The sequence below is a fragment of the Planomonospora sp. ID82291 genome, from assembly GCF_015711645.1.
In the GTDB taxonomy this organism is placed as follows: domain Bacteria; phylum Actinomycetota; class Actinomycetes; order Streptosporangiales; family Streptosporangiaceae; genus Planomonospora.
The window spans coordinates 604,333-621,308 of record NZ_JABTEX010000002.1; the positions used below are offsets into that span (position 1 = coordinate 604,333).

At 73.0% G+C, this 16,976-nt stretch carries 13 protein-coding genes; 9 read left to right on the forward strand and 4 right to left on the reverse strand.

Features of this window, described 5'->3' with window-relative positions; translation table 11 throughout:
• Positions 1 to 253: 253 nt before the first annotated feature.
• Positions 254 to 916 (reverse strand): B3/4 domain-containing protein, encoded by a 663-nt coding sequence (locus tag HS045_RS13725; protein ID WP_196451719.1) that lies wholly within the window; start codon positions 914 to 916, stop codon positions 254 to 256.
• A gap of 153 nt (positions 917 to 1,069) precedes the next feature.
• Positions 1,070 to 3,610 (reverse strand): glycoside hydrolase family 9 protein, encoded by a 2,541-nt coding sequence (locus HS045_RS13730; protein WP_196451720.1) that lies wholly within the window; start codon positions 3,608 to 3,610, stop codon positions 1,070 to 1,072.
• Between the two features lie 256 nt (positions 3,611 to 3,866).
• Here HS045_RS13730 and HS045_RS13735 point away from each other — a divergent pair, with 256 nt between their 5' ends.
• From HS045_RS13735 to HS045_RS13770, 8 genes are all read left to right on the forward strand, one after another.
• Entirely contained in the window at positions 3,867 to 4,919 is a 1,053-nt protein-coding gene (locus HS045_RS13735) for an MBL fold metallo-hydrolase (RefSeq protein WP_304609604.1), read from the forward strand.
• A gap of 366 nt (positions 4,920 to 5,285) precedes the next feature.
• Positions 5,286 to 6,305 carry an ABC transporter substrate-binding protein gene (locus tag HS045_RS13740; RefSeq protein WP_196451721.1) on the forward strand — a complete coding sequence of 340 codons (1,020 nt, stop codon included), beginning with the start codon at positions 5,286 to 5,288 and terminating at the stop codon, positions 6,303 to 6,305.
• Positions 6,306 to 6,351: 46 nt separating this feature from the next.
• The gene (locus tag HS045_RS13745; protein ID WP_196451723.1) at positions 6,352 to 7,236 is read left to right on the forward strand and encodes an ABC transporter ATP-binding protein; all 885 of its coding nucleotides are present in this window, start codon (positions 6,352 to 6,354) and stop codon (positions 7,234 to 7,236) included.
• The gene (locus tag HS045_RS13750; RefSeq protein ID WP_230884027.1) at positions 7,229 to 8,176 is read left to right on the forward strand and encodes an ABC transporter permease; all 948 of its coding nucleotides are present in this window, start codon (positions 7,229 to 7,231) and stop codon (positions 8,174 to 8,176) included. The genes HS045_RS13745 and HS045_RS13750 overlap by 8 nt, the downstream gene beginning before the upstream one ends.
• Positions 8,173 to 9,501, forward strand: a complete 1,329-nt coding sequence (locus tag HS045_RS13755; RefSeq protein WP_196451725.1) for an LLM class flavin-dependent oxidoreductase — start codon at positions 8,173 to 8,175, stop codon at positions 9,499 to 9,501. Before HS045_RS13750 ends, HS045_RS13755 begins: the two co-directional genes overlap by 4 nt.
• Before the next feature lie 97 nt (positions 9,502 to 9,598).
• Positions 9,599 to 10,123, forward strand: a complete 525-nt coding sequence (locus HS045_RS13760; RefSeq protein WP_196451727.1) for an NADPH-dependent FMN reductase — start codon at positions 9,599 to 9,601, stop codon at positions 10,121 to 10,123.
• The gene (locus HS045_RS13765) at positions 10,120 to 10,650 is read left to right on the forward strand and encodes a flavin reductase family protein (protein ID WP_196451729.1); all 531 of its coding nucleotides are present in this window, start codon (positions 10,120 to 10,122) and stop codon (positions 10,648 to 10,650) included. Before HS045_RS13760 ends, HS045_RS13765 begins: the two co-directional genes overlap by 4 nt.
• Before the next feature lie 205 nt (positions 10,651 to 10,855).
• Positions 10,856 to 12,178, forward strand: coding sequence for a GAF domain-containing sensor histidine kinase (locus HS045_RS13770; RefSeq protein WP_196451731.1), 1,323 nt, complete (start codon positions 10,856 to 10,858; stop codon positions 12,176 to 12,178).
• 93 nt (positions 12,179 to 12,271) lie between these two features.
• Here HS045_RS13770 and HS045_RS13775 read toward each other — a convergent pair whose 3' ends face one another.
• Positions 12,272 to 13,393, reverse strand: a complete 1,122-nt coding sequence (locus tag HS045_RS13775; RefSeq protein WP_196451733.1) for a S1 family peptidase — start codon at positions 13,391 to 13,393, stop codon at positions 12,272 to 12,274.
• Positions 13,394 to 13,660: 267 nt separating this feature from the next.
• Here HS045_RS13775 and HS045_RS13780 point away from each other — a divergent pair, with 267 nt between their 5' ends.
• Positions 13,661 to 14,566, forward strand: a complete 906-nt coding sequence (locus tag HS045_RS13780) for an SDR family oxidoreductase (RefSeq protein WP_196451735.1) — start codon at positions 13,661 to 13,663, stop codon at positions 14,564 to 14,566.
• A 176-nt stretch (positions 14,567 to 14,742) separates the two neighbouring features.
• On the opposite strand, the gene HS045_RS13785 is transcribed toward HS045_RS13780, so the two are convergent.
• On the reverse strand, positions 14,743 to 16,662 hold the full coding sequence (locus HS045_RS13785) for a S8 family serine peptidase (RefSeq protein WP_196451737.1): 1,920 nt from the start codon (positions 16,660 to 16,662) through the stop codon (positions 14,743 to 14,745).
• Positions 16,663 to 16,976 lie beyond the last annotated feature (314 nt).

Consider the following 16,976-nt stretch of genomic DNA (forward strand, 5'->3'; position numbering starts at 1 on the left):
GATGATAAGAGAACCTGTCCAAGGCTACTCTCCTGGGCATGGGCCCGCGCCAGTCCGGCCGCAGCCCCCGGAGCGATCCTCTCAGAACCGTTAAAAACGGTCACGTTCGGGGGCTGTCCGGAGGGTGTGAGCATGGTCACTCCGTTCCCGGGCGCGTCACCGGGGCGCCGACCGGTCGTCGCCCGCCGTCCATCCGCCGTCCGTTCACGGGCGGACCGGCTTCCCCCGGCGGGCGGCCGGCTTCCCCGGCGGGCTACGCGGTGACGAGGCGCGTCTCGACGCGCAGGCCCGGGGTGATCTCCTCCAGCAGGGCGGTCAGCTCGTCCCCGGCGGTCCGGAGCTCCTCCAGGGACATGGGGGCCAGCCGCTCCAGCAGGAACAGGGCGTCGGAGGTCTCCTCGGTGATCCGGGTCCGCACGCACTGCCGCCAGTTCCACCGCCGGCAGGTGACGCCGAGGTCGTCCCGCCAGACCACCTCGCCGACCTCCGGGTGGTCGACCGCGGGCTCGCCCTTCTCCACGACCTCGAACGGCTCGTCCCCCTCGGCCCGGACCAGCCTGGCGGTCCCCGCGTAGCGGGCCAGGTCCTCGCCGCCGATCGGCAGGCCGTGGCCGACGCTGACCGCGTTGTAGGCGTCCACCACCAGGTTGATCTCCGGCAGCGGCATCCGCCGGACCAGCGCGTCCACCGACGGCCGGGTCCGCTGCGGCTTGGCGCCGAACGCCCGGTAGGCGTCCCGCCACGCCTCGACCTTCGGGTCGTCCGGCGTCACCGCCCGGTCGGCCGCCGCGGCCAGCCAGGCCCGGGACCGGTCGTCCGTCGGCCCGTTGCGCAGGCCGTACACCGTCACGGCCAGCACCGCGAAGTCCGGCCTGAGCTCGGTGACGGCCGGATCCACCCAGATGTCCTCGATCACAGCCGTCAGTTTACGGCCGGGCCGGTCCCGGGCGGATCGGGAGGAGCCCGCGGGACGGGCCTTTCAGGGAACGGACAGGGCGGCCGCCGGAGGAGTGCGGCCGCCCTGGTCTGGGGGCGTCCGCCCGGCGGGGTGCCGCCGGGCGGGAGGGGGCTACCGGGCGAGGGTCCCGTTGACGATGAAGCGCTCCGGCTTGGGGTTGGGGCCGGGCGCGTCGGCGCCGATGAAACCGACGGTGACCGAGCGGCCGGGCTTGATCACGCGGTTCCACGGCAGGTTCTTCGCGGTCACCGTCGCGCCGTCCTGGGACAGCTCGGCGTTCCAGTGCCGGCGCACCTGCTGGCCGCCGAGGAAGGACCACTTCAGGGTCCAGCCCTCGATCGGCTCGTCACCGGTGTTGGTGAGGGTGATCTGGGTGTTGAACCCGTCGGGCCACTGGCCGTGGTTGGTGTAGGTCACCTTCACGTCGCCCGCCGGGACGGGGTCGGCGAGGAAGGAGGCGATCCAGGAGAGCGGGGAGTTCCAGTTGATGGTCAGCTCGTTGGTGGACCACGACTCGATGTCGTCGATGTAGCAGAACTGCGGCTTGCAGCCCCGGAGCTTGGCCTGCGCGACCGGGTCCTGGATCGCGGAGTTCGGGCCGCCCGACAGGGTGCCCTTCGGCGGGTTCGGCAGGGACGGGTCGAGCTGGCGGGCGTACCAGCGGCTGTGCTGGTTCTTGGCGGCGACCTCGCCGTAGCCGGTCACGTAGGACTGGTTGAGCGCGTTGCGGCCCAGGATGTAGTCCATGCCCTCCAGCACGGCCTCGCGGTACTTCGCCTCCCCGCTGATGTCGTGCGCGACGGCCATCACGACCATGTTGTTCAGGACGAGGTTGTTGGAGCCCCAGTCGAAGTCCGGCGGGCCGTACGGCAGGCCGTACGCGCTGGCCTTCTGCACCGCCAGGTACGTGTCGGCGCCCTGGAGCACCGAGGCGCGCACCCGGGCGCGGTCGGGCAGGCCGTTGGGCACGGCGGCGAGCTGGAGCCTGCCGAGTTGGGCGGTGTTGCCCCAGTCGAAGCCCCGGTCGCGCCAGATGTCGCCGGTGTGGTGCGGGGAGGCCAGGACGAAGTCCTTGAACTCCTTCTCACCGGTGGTGATGTAGAGCTCGGCGGCGGCCCAGTAGAACTCGTCGGTCACGTCGCCGTCGGGATAGGCGCCGCCGCCGGTGCCGTCGGCGGGGTCGGCGTAGCGGGCGGGGTCGGCCTTGGCCGCCGCCCACGCCTTCTTCGCGGCCGCGAGGTTCCGCGCGGCGAACGCGGCGTCGTACGGCGCGAACAGGCGGGCCGCCTGGGCGGCGGTGGCCGCCAGGTTGAGGGTGGCGGCGGTGGAGACCGGGTGCAGCTCGCGCTTCTGCGGGTCGAGGTGGGGCATCATCGGCAGGCCGGTCCAGGCCGCGTCGTGGATCTTGTGGTGGACCATCCCGGCGTGCGGCTTTCCGTCCGGGACCTGCATGCTCAGCAGGAACTCCTGCTCCCAGCGGGCCTCGTCGAGGATGTCCGGCACGCCGTTGCCGCTCTCGGGGATGTCCAGGTCCCCGTCGGCGTGGGTGCCGTCGGCCTTGGCCCGCTCGAAGGCGGACATGATCTGGTGGACGGAGATGCCGCCGTTGACGACGTACTTGCCGTGGTCGCCCGCGTCGTACCAGCCGCCCCGGACGTCGAGCGTGTAGTCGCACACGCCGGCCTGGCAGGGCACCCGCGTGTCGCCCTGGTTCGGGGCGACGCCGAGGTGGCCGGCGGGCCTGCCGTACCCGGGGCGCAGGGCGTCGAGGATCTCGATGCCGCTGCGCTGGGTGTAGTAGAACTTCAGCGCGTCGGTCTTCAGGTCGTCGTAGAGGCCGGCGGCGATGTCGAACGGGCGGCTGGTCTCGCCGTCGGCGGTGAGGGTGTAGCCGGTGCCGGCGTCCTCGACGGAGCCGAAGTCGATCGAGTGCACGTTCTGGCCGGAGCTCGCGTCCACGCCGCGCGGCACGGTCTCGCCCTCGGCCACCGTCCGGCCGTCGCGCTCCAGCCTCCACTCGACGGCCTCGGTCCGCTCGGTGACCAGGGTGGCGTTCTTCGGGCCGGACGGCAGGTAGCCGACCATGTTCACCCGGACGCGGGGGCCGGTGTCGGGGGTGTGGACGTCGGGTTCGGCTCCGCCCTTGAGCGAGACGTTGTCCACGCAGAACCTCCAGGGGGTCGCGCTGCCGCCGACCTGGAAGGCCACCTGGGCGTTCGGCAGGTCCACCGGCGCGGTGAACGTGTACGAGTAGTCGTTGCCGGACACGCTCAGCTCGGGGTTGACCGCCAGGAACTGGGTCCACGGCTCCACCGGGAGCTGGACCAGGGCCTTGGCGACCTTGCCGGGGGACGCGACGCCGAAGAACGAGAACGCATAGGTCTCGTCCTTGACCAGGGGGATGTCGTTCTGGCCGATGATGACGTCCCACGGGTTGGCGGTCCCGCCGGGGATGTCGGCGCAGAGCCGCCCGCCGTCGAGTTCGAGCGCGGTGTTGGCCGTGCTCCACCAGGGAGCGGTGCCGGAGTCGAAGGTGCCGTTGACGATCTGCTCGGGCCCTTCGGCGGCGGCGGTCGCGGGGGCCGGCGCCAGGACGGCGGCGGCCAGCGCGGCGGAGAGGGAGAGGGCGAGCCAGGCGGGGGGTCTGATCACGGGAGGTCCTTCGGAAAGGGTGGCGCGATCGTGTGGGAGCGCTCCCACTCGGGGGGTCCCCTGATTGTTCCCGGGCGGTTTCGGCGCCGTCAACGGAGCGGTGCCGCGATCTCCCGGCTGACCGGCACGATGTCCGCTTTGTCCGATGAAATTTTCACGGGCGGCCTCTCTGGGGCCCGATGGCCCGCGGGGACCCCTGTATAGAACATAATTCGGTCCACGGGGCACAATCGGGGGCGACGAAGGGAGAGGGCCGATGACCATGGTGACGCCGGCCAGCGAGGCGCAGCGGGACGCGTGGCGGAGCAGGACGCTGCCGGAGGTGGAGCGGGTCCGGCCGGGGCTGTGGTCGATCCCGGTGCCGCTGCCCATCCCCCTGCGTTACGTGCTGGTCTACGCGCTGGAGCTGCCCGGCGGGGTGGCGCTCGTGGACGCGGGCTGGAACACCGACGAGGCGTACGGCGCGCTGGCCGCCGGGCTGGAGGTCGCCGGGTATGCGATGACCGACGTCAAGGCGGTGCTGGTCACCCACATCCACCCCGACCACTACGGCCTGGCCGGGCGGGTCCGGGAGGTGTCAGGGGCCTGGATCGGCCTGCACCCGGCGGACGCCGCCCTGATCCACGGCCGCTACGACCCGGAGGCGGTCGAGGTGCTGGTGGAGCAGGAGCGGGGGCTGCTGGCGCGCTCCGGGGTGCCCGCGGCGACCCTGGACGAACTGGCCGGGGCCTCGCTGATGATCCGGCAGTTCGTGACCATGGCCGGACCCGACCGGCTGATCGAGGACGGCGACCGCCTCGACCTGCCCGGCTGGGACCTGCGCGCGATCTGGACGCCCGGCCACTCGCCGGGGCACCTGTGCTTCGCCGAGCCGGAACGGCGGCTGCTGTTCTCCGGCGACCACGTACTGGCGAAGATCACGCCGATCGTGGCGGTGCACGCGCAGTCCGTGCCCAACCCGCTGGCCGACTACCTCGACTCGCTGGCGGCCGTGCGCAAGCTCGACGTGGACGAGGTGCTGCCCGCGCACGAGTACCGGTTCCTGGAGCTGGCCGAGCGGGTCGACCACGTGACGGGCCACCACGAGGAGCGGCTGGCCGAGATCGAGGCGCTGGTCGGCGGGGACGGCGGGGGCGTCACCTGCTGGGCCGCGGCCACCCGGCTGACCTGGTCGCGGCCGTGGGAGGACATCCCGCCGCACATGCGCCGGGCGGCCAACAACGAGACCCTGGCCCACCTGGTCTGGCTGGAGGCGCGCGGCCGGCTGCGCCGGGTCCCGGGTGAGCCCGAGCTCTGGTACCCCGTCTGACCCGTTCCCCGCCCGAGCTCCGGTGGTCGGCCCGGCCCGTGCCCCGCCGTGGAGGGCGGGGCCCCTCCGCGGACCCCCGCGGCGGTCTCTCCGGGGCCCGTCCGCCTATTTTCATGCAAAGCCAGTAGGAAATGTTGACTTAGTGCTCCGGGGTGCGTACCTTCATGGGCATGGGCCTTTACCTGACCCGGTGCGCACACGTGGACTTCTGCCGCGTCGTCAGCGCCCAGTGTCTGTGATCACGAGCTGACGACGATCCCGTCCCCGGCACGGCCGCCGCTGCCCGTGCCCTCCCTCATGACGTGAGCCCTCCGGCGTGTCCCGCCCGGCGCGAGCATGCCCAGATTCCGCAAGGACCGAATTCCCGTGATCAGAACCAGACACGTCCTCCTCTCCCTCCTGCTGGCCGGCTCCCTGACCGCCTGCTCCGCCGCCTCCGGAGCGACCGGGAGCGGCGGTGACGAGGTCACCGAGATCCGCTACCAGGGCTGGGTCGGCCAGGTCACCTACCCCGAGCTGGCCGAGAGCCTGGGCTACCTCGGAGACCTCAAGTTGAAGTGGGTCGGCAACACGATCTCCGGCCCGCAGGACATCCAGGCCACCGCGACCGGCCAGGTCGACGCCGGCGGCGCCTTCAACGGCGCGATCGTCAAGCTCAGGGCGAGCGGCGCCCGGGTCAAGGCGGTGGTCGGCTACTACGGCGTCGACAAGGAGTCCTACACCGGCTTCTACGTGCTGGACGGCAGCCCCGTCACGAAGCCGCGCGACCTGATCGGCAAGAAGATCGGCGTCAACACCCTCGGCGCGCACAGCGAGGCCATCACCAAGGAGTACCTCAAGCGGGGCGGCCTCACCCCGGAGGAGGTCGACAAGGTCGAGCTGGTCGTCGTGCCGCCGGTCAACACCGAGCAGGCGCTGCGGCAGAAGCAGATCGACGTCGCCTCGCTCAGCGGCATCCTCCGCGACAAGGCGCTGTCGCGCGGCGGGATCCACCCGCTCTACACCGACGTCGACCTGTTCGGGCCGTTCACCGCGGGCAGCTTCGTGCTCCGCGAGGACTTCATCGCGGAGAACCCGACCACCACGAAGAAGTTCGTGCAGGCCTTCGCCAAGGCGGTCGAGTGGACGCAGTCGCGCCCGAGGGAGGAGGTGATCGCCAAGTACAAGGAGATCATCACCAAGCGCGGGCGGAACGAGGACGCCGCCACCATCGACTTCTGGAAGAGCAGCGGGGTGGCCGGCAAGGGCGGGGTGATCGCCGACCGGGAGTTCCAGACCTGGATCGACTGGCTGGAGCGCGAGGGCGACGTCAAGCCCGGCCAGGTCAAGGCCGCTGACATCTACACCAACGCGTTCAACCCCTTCACGTCCGGGAGCACCTCGTGAACCGGGACCTCGACCGGCGGCGTGACCGGACGGCGCAGGAGGAACGATGACCGTCACCCAGACCCAGACCCAGACCCAGACTCGGAACCGGACGCGGATCCGGACGGAGAACCCGGCGCAGGACCGGCCGGAGCGGCAGGCGAAGATCGTCATCCGCGACGTCGGCAAGGTCTTCCGGATCCGCGGGACCGACCGGCCCTTCATCGCGGTCGACGGCATCGACCTGGACGTGCGGGACGGGGAGTTCCTCACCCTGGTCGGCCCGAGCGGCTGCGGGAAGTCCACCCTGCTCGACCTGATCGCCGGTCTCACCGCCCCGACCACCGGGGAGATCCTCATCGACGGCGAGGCCGTCACCGGCCCCGGCCTGGACCGCGGGATCGTGTTCCAGCAGTACGCGCTGTTCCCGTGGCGCACGGCGCTGGCCAACATCGAGTTCGGCCTGGAGGCGAAGGCCGTACCGAGGAAGGAGCGCAGGGAGCGGGCGCGGCACTACCTGGACCTGGTCGGGCTGACCGGGTTCGAGCACCGCTACCCGCACGAGCTGTCCGGCGGCATGCGCCAGCGGGTGGCGATCGCCCGGAGCCTGGCCTTCGACCCGGACGTGCTGCTGATGGACGAGCCGTTCGCCGCGCTCGACGCGCAGACCAGGGAGTCGCTCCAGGAGGAGCTGCTGCGCATCTGGGAGAAGACGAACAAGACCATCGTGTTCATCACCCACGGCATCGACGAGGCCGTCTACCTCGGCCAGCGGGTCGCGGTGATGACGTCCCGGCCGGGCCGGATCAAGAGGGTCATCGACATCGCGTTCGAGTCGCGCGAGGGCGACCTGCGCGCGGATCCGCGCTTCGGCGCCTACCGGCACGAGATCTGGACCCTGCTGCGCGACGAGGTCGCCGCGGCCCAGGAACAGGAGCGGACCATTGGCTGACACGCTCGCCGCCGTCCCCGCCGTCCCCGCCACCGGGACCCCTGCCGGGACCGTCCCCGCCGGGACCGCCACCGGGACCCCTGCCGGGACCCCCGCCGTGTCCCCGCGCGGGGACGTGCCCACCGCCGACGACCGGGCCACCAACTTCTTCCGGGTCGCGGCCGGGGTGCGGTCCTCGGCGCTGCCGAGGCTGTCGCTGCTGCTGCGCCGTACCGCGGCCCTCGCGCTGCTGGCCGGGCTCTGGGAGACGCTGCCCCGGCTCGGCGTGGTGGACCGGGTGTTCGCCCCGCCGCTGTCGGAGGTCCTCGTCGCCTGGTACGACCTGCTGGTCGGCGGGCAGCTCGTCGAGCACTTCCAGGCGTCCCTGATCCGGTCGCTGTCGGGCTTCGCCCTGGCCATCGCGCTGACCATCCCGCTCGGGCTGGCGATCGGCTGGTACCGGCCGGTCGCCGACTTCCTCAGCCCGGTGCTGGAGCTGTTCCGCAACACCTCGGCCGTCGCCCTGCTGCCCGTCTTCATCCTGATCTTCGGTCTGGGCGAGCCATCGAAGATCATCTTCGTGTTCTACGCCTGCTCCTGGCCGATCCTGCTCAACACCATCAGCGGCGTGCGGACCGTGGAACCGCTCCTGGTGAAGTCGGCCCGGTCCATGGGCCTGAGCCCGTTCCGCCTCTTCCAGAAGGTCATCCTGCCCGCCGCGGTGCCGACCATCTTCACCGGCGTCCGGCTGGCCGGGGCCTACTCGATCCTCACGCTGCTGTTCGCCGAGATGGTGGGCGCCAAGGCCGGGCTCGGCTACCTCATCCAGGACGCCCAGTTCAGCTTCCGCATCCCCGACATGTACGCCGGGATCATCACCATCTCCGTGCTCGGCCTGCTGTTCAACCTGCTGCTCGTCACCGTGGAGCGCCGCTTCTCGACGTGGAGGACCACCTCATGACCGCCCGCACGCTGCACCTGAACGCCTTCCTGATGGGCGTCGGCCACCACGAGGCCGCCTGGCGGCACCCGCGGACCGAGCCCTCCCACCTCACCGACGTCCGGCACTACCAGCGGCTCGCCCTGGCCGCCGAGCGGGGCAGGCTCGACTCGGTCTTCCTGGCCGACGGCCTGGCCCTGCAGGGCGACGTCCGGCACAACGCGCTCGGCGGGCTCGAACCCCTCACCCTGCTGTCCGCGCTGGCCGCCGTCACCGACCACGTCGGCCTGATCGCGACCGTCTCCACCACCTACAACGAGCCGTTCCACGTGGCCCGCAAGTTCGCCTCGCTGGACCACATCAGCGGCGGCCGGGCCGGCTGGAACATCGTCACCTCCGCCGGCGAGGCCGAGGCGCGCAACTTCGGGATCGAGCGCCCCGCGCACGCCGAGCGCTACGCCAGGGCGGCGGAGTTCCTCCAAGTCGTCACCGGCCTGTGGGACAGCTGGGAGGACGACGCGATCCTGGGCGACCGCCGCAGCGGGGAGTACGCCGACACCGGCAGGATCCACCCGCTCGACCACACCGGCCCCCACTTCCGGGTCAGCGGCCCGCTGAACACCTCCCGCCCCCCGCAGGGCCACCCCCTGCTGGTCCAGGCCGGGTCGTCGGAGGGCGGCAAGGAGTTCGCCGCCCGCTTCGCCGAGGCGGTCTTCACCGCCCAGCAGACCCTCGCCGAGGGCCGGGAGTTCTACGCCGACCTCAAGGGCCGCCTGGCCCGGTACGGCCGGCACGAGGGCGAGCTGCTGGTCCTGCCCGGCATCTCCCCGATCATCGGCTCCACCGAGCGGGAGGCGCTGCGCCTGGAGCGGGAGCTGGAGGAGCTCATCATCCCGGCGTACGGCCTCAGCCAGCTCTCCCACATGGTGGGCATCGAGCTGACGGAGGACGCGCTGGACCGGCCACTGCCGGAGGTCTCCGCCGAGACGGAGGGGGCGCAGAGCCGCCGCAGGCTCGTCATCGACCTCGCCCGCCGGGAGCGGCTGACCGTGCGGCAGCTCCTCGGCCGCCTGGCGGGCGGCCGGGGGCACCGGGTCGTGGCCGGGACCCCGGAGCGGATCGCCGACGAGATCCAGACCTGGTTCGAGGGCGGCGCGGCCGACGGCTTCAACATCATGCCGCCCCTGCTCCCGAGCGGCCTGGAGGACTTCGTCGACCACGTCGTCCCGGTGCTGCAGACCCGCGGCCTGTTCCGCACCGAGTACAAGGGCCGGACCCTGCGGGAGAACTACGGGCTGGAGCGCCCCGCCTCCCGCCACGCGCGCAAGGTCGCGGTGGCCTCGTGAACGCGCCACGCGCACAAGGCCGCGGCGGCCTCGTGAACACGCCGCGCGACGGGCGGACCGCGGGTGCGGGAGCGCACCGGGAGACGGGAGGAGGGCGATGAGCGTCGTGACCCTGGTGGGCAACCCGCGCAGCGGATCGCGCACCCACGAGGCGGCGGTCCGCGCCGCCGGGACGCTGGCCGGGCGCCTCGGCCACGACGGGCCCGGAGAGGTCGTCGACCTGTCCGCGCTGGCGCCGCTGCTGCTGGCGCCCGGCGCGTCGTCCGGTGTGGAGATCGCGCTGGAGCAGGTCGCCGAGGCGCGGGTGCTGGTCGTGGCGAGCCCGGTGTACAAGGGCACCTACACCGGCCTGCTCAAGGTGTTCCTCGACCGGCTGCCGGGCGGGGCGCTGGCCGGGGCCGTCGCCCTCCCGCTGCTGGTGCTGGGGGACGCCCGGCACTCCCTGGCGGTGGAGGTGCACCTGCGGCCCCTCCTGGTCGAGCTGGGCGCCGCGGTGCCCACGCCGGGCCTGGCCCTGCTGGAGTCGGAGCTGGCCGACCTGGACGCGCGTCTGGGCCCCTGGGCCGACCGGGTGGCCCCCCAGGCGGCCGCCCTCCTGGCGGAGCGGAGCGTGGCCCGATGACCGAGACGCTTCCGGGGACGCTTCCGGGGACGCTGCCGGAGCGGGCGGTCGACGCGGAGCGGTTCCGCCGGGCGCTCGCCGTACACGCGGCCGGGGTCGTGGTGGTGACCGCGCAGACCGAGGGCGTGCCGGTCGGTCTGACGGCCACCTCGTTCTCCTCGGTGAGCCTGGAGCCGCCGCTGGTCTCCTTCTACGTGGACCGGGCCTCGACCACCTGGCCCTGGCTCCGCCGGGCGGGGCACTTCGCGGTCAACATCCTGGCCGGCGACCAGGCCGACCTCGCCTCCCGGTTCGCCCGCAAGGGCGTCGACCGCTTCGCCCCGCCCACGCGGTGGCGTCCCGGCCCGCTGGGCGTCCCCCTGCTGGGCGGGGTCTCCGCCCACCTGGTCTGCGCCCCGCACTCCACCACCGAGATCGGCGACCACGTCCTGGTGGTCGGTCTCGTGACCGAGGCCCGCCTCGGTACGGAGCACCGCCCGCTCCTGTACCACCAGGGCCGGTTCGGCCGGTTCGCCCCCCACGTCTGACGTCCGGGCACCCGCCGGGGCCTCCCCGGCGGGCGCGGTGGCGGGACGGGCCCGCGGGCCGCGCCGGGACCCGGACGGGTTCCGGCGCGGCCCGGGGCATAACCTGGCTGTGAGCCGGGACCCGGGGGGCGGGCCCGGCTGTACGGCCGGGCGGGGGCGTCGCCGGCTCGGCGGCGGTTCCGGACGCCCGGGGGAGGCGCGATCGATGGCGGAGACGCCGATACCGCCCGACGAGGCCGAGCGGCTGCGGGACCTGGACGAGCTGGGGGCGCTGGAGGCCCCGCTCGAACCCGACTTCGACGCGGTCGCCACGCTGGCCGCGCACATCTGCCGGGCGCCGGTCGCGATGGTCAACCTGCTGGACGGGGAGCGGCAGCACTTCAGGGGCAGGGCGGGCACCACCTGGACCGGCGCCGACCGGAGCAGCGGCTACTGCCAGTACGCGGTCTGCGGGCGGGAGCTGCTGGAGATCCCCGACACCCTGGCCGACCCGCGCTACCGCGAGAACGCCGTCGCCCAGGGCGAGCCGTACCTCCGCTACTACGCGGGCGTGCCGCTGGTCAGCGGCCGGGGGCACGCGCTGGGCACCGTGTGCGTGGTGGACCACCGCCCGCGCCTGCTGACCTCCGAGCAGCGGGAGACCCTGCAGATCCTGGCCGAGAGCGTCGTGACGATGCTGGAGCTGCACCGGCGCGCCCGCGAGGCCGGCAGGACCGAGGTCCCGCGCCCGCCTGGGCTGGAGCGGCTCAAGGACCGCTTCCTGAGCAGCATCAACCACGAGCTGCGCACCCCGGTGACCTCGATCCGCAGCGCCCTGCAGCTGCTGCGGGAGGGCGGCCTGGACGAGGAGACCGAACGCCGCTTCCTGCTGGTGATGGAGCGCAACAACGAGCGGTTGCTGGGGCTGCTGGACGAACTGCTCCTGGTGACCAGCCTCAACGCCGGAACCGCCGTCTTCGCGCCGCAGCGGACCGATCTGGCCGAGACCGTACGGCGGGCGGTGGACGACGTCGCCGACGGCGCGCGGCAGCGGCGGCACGCCCTGCGCGTGCACGCCCGGAGCGGGGTGGCGGTGCGGGCCGACGCCGAGCGGCTGCGGCTCGCGCTGCGGCACGTGCTGGACAACGCGGTCAAGTTCACCCCGCCGGGCGGTGCGATCGACGTCGTGGTCACGGCGGATCCGCGGCCCGCCGTGGAGGTCCGCGACACCGGGATCGGCATCCGGCCCGAGGACCTGGGCCACGTCCTGGAGGACTTCTATCGCGCTCCGGAGATGGAGGAGCGGGCCATCGGCGGCACCGGGCTGGGCCTGGCCATCGTCGACAAGATCATCCGGTTGCACGGGGGCGAGGTGCGGGTGGAGAGCGAACCCGGCGGAGGCACCCGGGTGCGCCTCACCCTGCCGGTGTTCACGGGTCCCGACACGGGCCGGTCGGCCTCGCCGCCGTCTTCCCCGGGTCCCTCCGGTTCCCCGGGTCCTTGCGGGCCGGAGGAGGACGGCGGCGAGGCCGCCACCGGAACCCGGTGACGGCCTCGTGGCGTCCTGCCCGGCGGGACCGGGGGCCTCGGAACCGGGGGACCGGTGTCCGGCCGGTCCCCCGGCCCCGCGGCCGGGCGGTGGTCAGCCGACGCGGAGCGTCAGCCCGTACACCGAGAGGATCTCGTTGACCGGCTGGTGGTAGGTGGTGCCGCCGGTGGTGCAGTTGCCGGAGCCGCCCGAGGTCACGCCCTGGGCCTGGCTGCCGGAGATGAACGAGCCGCCGGAGTCGCCGGGCTGCGCGCAGACCGTGGTGCGGGTCAGCCCGCCGACGGTGCCCTGCGGGTAGGTGACGCTGGCGTTGTGCTGCTGGATGACGCCGCAGCGCCAGCCGGTGGTCGAGCCGGAGCGGCAGATGGACGCGCCGACCACGGCCTGGGTGGACCCGCGGACGATGACGTTGGCGCCGCCCGAGCCCCGCACCCACGGCTGGGGGGTGTGGCCGGGGGTGGCGACCCAGGCGTAGTCGTTGCCGGGGAACGAGGAGCCCTGGAAGGTGCCGGTCGGGTTGGTGGTCCGGGAACCGGCCCGGCCGCAGTGGCCGGCGGTGACGAACCCGGGGGTGCTGCCGCGGGTGACGGAGAAGCCGATGCTGCAGCGGCTGGAGCCGATGTAGTAGGCCGCGCCGCCGATGATGTTCATGAAGGGCTGCGGCCGCTCGCCGGAGACCTCCACCCGGACCGTGCCGGCGTCCACGCCCGCTGCGGCGGCGAGGGCCTCGCCCGCGGCCTGGTCGGCGGCCTTGATCACCACGCTGTTGGTGGTGACGTCGACGTACCAGAGGGCGGCGCCGGTCTTGGCCTGATCCGCGACCTGGTCGAGCCGGTCCTTGGCGGCGTTGAGCTGGGCGAGCGTCCGGGGGACGACCACCGGCAGGGCGCCCTGCGCCTTGATCGCCTCGCTCTGCGCCGCGTCGGTGGTGGCGACGGTGAGCCGGGAGGCGTCCCCGTTGAGCCAGGAACCGGCGTAGGCCTCGCCGAGGGAGGAGCTCAGGGAGGAGTCCGCCCGGGCGGCGCGCTCCTCGTTGGCCAGCCGGGTGACGGCCTGCTGCTCGCTGAGCCCGAGGTCGCGCTGGAGGGCTTCGAGCATCGAGCTCTCCGGTGCGGAGGGGGAGGGACCGGACTGCGCGGAGGCGGTGGTGGTGGTGCCGGCCAGGCAGAGGGCCACGAGGGCGGTCCCGGCCAGCAGGGAGCGTTGACTCAACATGTGCACTCCTGTGTGAGGGGTGCTGTCAAGGTATTCCGCGACCCGGGGCCGTGTGATGTAGCAAAAGATCCCTATCGCGGCGTTATGGGTGGGGGGTGCGGCTGCGGGCCGGGGGAGCGGCTGCGGTTCACGGGTCGGGGGTGTGGGCGCGGGCCGGGGGCTGCGGGCGGGGAGTGGCGTCGCCGATGGGCGGGGTCCGTGGATTCGCGAGGGCGGGCAGGATATCCTGATCCGCACTAGAACTTTATTCTCGTGGGAGGGCTGCTCATGTCAGAGCTGCGGTTCGACGGCAGGGTCGCGGTCGTCACCGGCGCCGGACACGGCCTCGGCCGGTCGCACGCGCTGTCACTGGCCGAGCGCGGCGCCAAGGTGGTCGTCAACGACCTCGGCGGCGCGCTGGACGGCACCGGCGCGTCCACCGGCCCGGCCGCCGAGGTGGTCGAGCTGATCACCAAGAACGGCGGCGAGGCGGTCGTGAGCGGGGACAACGTCGCCACTCCGGAGGGCGCCAAGGCGATCGTGCAGTCGGCGATCGACGCCTTCGGGCGGATCGACGTCGTCGTCAACAACGCGGGCATCCTGCGGGACAGGTCGTTCGGGAAGATGAGCGTCGAGGAGTGGGACGCCGTCATCGCCGTCCACCTCCGCGGCGCGTTCCTGGTCACCCACGCGGCCTTCCCCTACCTGAAGGAGCAGGCCTACGGCCGGATCGTCAACACCTCCTCGCCCTCCGGCCTGTTCGGCAGCTTCGGCCAGGCGAACTACTCCACGGCCAAGATGGGGCTGGTCGGCCTGACCAAGACCCTCGGTCTGGAAGGCGCCCGGGCGAACATCCGCGTCAACGCGATCGCCCCGATCGCCTGGACCCGGATGACCGAGTCGCTGCTCCCGGCCGAGTTCGAGGCCAGGTTCACCCCGGAGCGGATCAGCCCCCTGGTGGCGTACCTGGCGCACGAGTCCTGCGAGACCAGCGGCGAGGTCTTCAGCGTCGGGGCCGGCCGGGTCGCGCGGGTGTTCGTCGCCGAGGGGCCGGGCTGGAAGCAGGACGGACCCGGCGACCACACGGCCGAGGACGTCCGGGACAACTGGGAGGCCATCATGGCCGAGCAGCCCTACCTGACGCCGACCACCCTCGGCCAGCAGTCGGGCGCGTCGATGAAGGCCATGCTCTGACCTCGGCCGGCAGTCGGGCGCGTCGATGAAGGCCATGCCCTGAGGTCCGTCCCGCGCGTTTCCCTCGCGGGGCCCCGCCGGGCCGCCGATCCGTCAGGCCCGGCGCACCGGGGCCGCGTGACGGCCCGGGGCGGTGATCCCGGTCGCGGTACCCGCTCGGTGCGTGACGGCCCGGGTCAGCGGCCCCGGTTGACGTGCGCGCTCAGGTACCGCGCCGCCGCGGTCGCCTCGGCGGCCCTCGTCCGGCGGTTCAGCCGCTGCGTCTCCGCGCGCGTCACGGCGCTCCTGAACGTGGTCGTCCTGGAGATCCGCTCGGAGTCCTCGTAGACGCCGTGGCTCCAGTTGAGCCACGCGGCCAGCAGCTCGCGGTCCAGGAGCGCCTTGCCGGACGTCCCCCTGAGGACCTTGGCGGCGGCGGTGAGCGATCCCGCGCCCACGGCCTCGGGGAAGACCCTGCTGCGGCTGCCGGCCATGTTCAGGTAGCACTGCAGGGTCTCGTTCCTGAGGCCGGCGGCGCCGTTGGAGGTCTCCCGGGCCCACTCGGCGGCGGTCAGGGACCTGCGCCCGGCGCCGCGGAGGCACGGGGCCGGCGCGGGGGGCGGCGAGGGCGTCGCCGTCGGTGCGGGCGTCGGTGCGGAGGTGGGAGCCGGTGTCGGCGTGGGAGTGGGCGTGGGTGTCGGCGCCGGTGCGGCCGTCGGTGTCGGTACGGGACTCACCGTGGGGACCGGTGCGGGCGGGGGAGCCGTCGTGGGCGCAGGCGCCGGGGCGAGCCGTCCGAGGGCCGCGAACAGGTCGATCCGGCGCGCGGGGAACCACCCGCCGGAGTAGGGGACCACCGTGCCGGTCGTCGCGAGGGCGTCGAGGGCCTGGGCGGGGGTGAGGGCCGGGTGACCGCTGCGCAGCAGCGCGAACGCGCCGGCCACGTGCGGTGCGGCCATCGAGGTGCCGCTGAAGACGGCGTAGGCGTCGTCGGGCACCGAGGAATTGATCGACACCCCCGGAGCGAGCAGGTCGATCAGGAGGCCGCGGTTGGAGAAGGACGCGAACAGGTCGGAGCCGGTCGTCGCGCCGACGGCGACGGCCGAGGAGACGCAGGCGGGCCAGCTGACCGCCCGCTCCCAGCCGTTGTTGCCGGCGGCCACCACGGTCGCCACCCCCTTGGCCAGGAGCTGGTCGATGATCGGCTTGATGTAGCGGCCCTCGTCGGTGGAATCGCACGCAGTGCCGTACGCTCCGCCGCCGAGGCTGAGGTTGGCCGCGGCGATCCGGTGACCGGCGGCCAGCGCGCCCACGTGGCCGAGCGCCTCCCGGATCTGCCCGTCGAAGGCCAGGACGCAGGGGCTGCGGCCCGTTCCGCAGTAGAGGTCGTCGTCGACGCGGCTGAAGACCTGGATGGCGACGATCTTCGAGCCGGGGGCCACGCCGTCGGAGCCGCCTCCCGCGTTCCGGCCCGCGGCGATGCCCGCGACATGGCTGCCGTGGTCGCAGAGGTTCTCGCCCCCGTCCAGGCACTGGGGCGTCTCGGCGTCGGCCGCGCCCGCCCCGATCTGGGTCTGCTGCCCGTTCGGGCAGAGCGACCGGATGCCGCTGTTCGGCGCGGAGGCCGAGAAGCACGCCTCGGCAGCGATCCGGTCCGCGAAGAACGGGTGGTCGCGGTCGATCCCGGTGTCCAGGACGGCGACGGCCTGTCCCGCGCCGGTGACCCCCGTCCGGTGGACCTTGTCGCCGCCTATCGTCGTGAGGCCGTCGACCAGCGCGGGCGGGACGGCCCTCTCCCTGCGGATCGACAGGACGTCGTCGTCGGCCGCCAGTTTCTCCAGATCGTCACCGTCGGCGGTCACCACGATGAACGAGCCGCGCCGAGGCTCCTGGACGACCTCGGTGTCGGGGAGCCGCTCGGCGGCCTCGGCCACGGAGTCCACGCTGGCGGGACTCCGGAGTTCCACGATGACGCGGTGCTCCCGGGTGGAGTCCGCCAGCGCAGGAGCGATCTTGTCGTCGGGGGAGTCGGTCACGGCGGCCACGGGGGTGGCGGTGAAGGTGACCGAGACGACCGTGAGAGCCAGGAAAGCGGCCAGGATGTCGCGGGGTCTCATGGGCTTTTCCGGGAGGGACGGTCGTGCTCGGGGCACGTTCGGTGAACAGGGGGAACGGCTCGTCTGGGGGTCGGGCCTGGCGAGATCCGCCTCGTCCTGTCGCATCAGGGAAAGCGTTTCATCTCCTCTGTCAGGCTAAATCTTCCTATATAGCGATAAATGTGATCAAACGGAAAAAATAAGCAAATATCGGCATCGCGGCCACTCGCCGTCGCGAGCACCCGCCCCCGGCTCGCGGCGGGTGCTCGCGACGGCGAGTGGCCGCGGGCCGGGGCCGCGCCGGACGGACTGGATGGGCCGGGTGACCGCGCGAC